Here is a 601-nt window from a genome sequence, read left to right as displayed (position 1 = left end):
GTTCCAGGCCACCGACAGCAGGCAGCACCCCGCGTCGTCCATCGAGTCAGCGATCACACGGCGTACTCTGCGGATCCGCGCACAAAACCGCCGGTTCGACTCGCGCGGTCAGCCCATCGGGTGCGGAACCGGACCGGATCGGGTGAGCTGGGACAGCGACACGAAATCGGCCAGCGCCTGCTGCCCCGCCGCGTTCGCGTGGATGCCGTCTCCGTTGTCGTAGGCCGGGAGGATGCTGTTCGGCTTCAACGGGTCCTTCAGCACCTGGTCGAAGTCGACGACGCCCGAGCACGTGCCGCCGCAGTCGCTCCACCGGGAGACGAACAGGCCGATCTCGTGGCGGGCCAGGTTCGCCGCGTCGCTGTAGCCGGGCCGCGGGGTGCTCGGGGTGACGTACACGGCGATGCCCGCCGCGCGCAGGCGCTCGAAGACCGCGCGGTAGCTGTCCAGGATCGTCGCCGCGTCGCAGCCGTACGCGAGGTCGTTGGTGCCGTAGTAGTAGATCACCGACCGGACGCCGTGCAGCGCCAGGACGTCCCGGTCCAGCCGGCTCTGCGCGTCCAGGCCCGCGACCGACGGCGGCATGCCGGGGCACGACGGG

At 70.9% G+C, this 601-nt stretch carries 1 protein-coding gene; it reads right to left on the bottom strand.

The annotated features are described in order from the left end of the window. Positions 1–108: 108 nt before the first annotated feature. On the bottom strand, positions 109–601 hold a 493-nt coding region (locus G3I65_RS01345), incomplete at its 5' end, for a GDSL-type esterase/lipase family protein (protein WP_239070184.1).

Origin of the sequence: Amycolatopsis sp. SID8362, from assembly GCF_010550475.1 — a bacterium.
Lineage (GTDB): Bacteria > Actinomycetota > Actinomycetes > Mycobacteriales > Pseudonocardiaceae > Amycolatopsis > Amycolatopsis eburnea.
The sequence above is the reverse complement of the archived record's forward strand: the minus strand, read 5'-3'. Positions and strand labels throughout refer to the sequence as shown.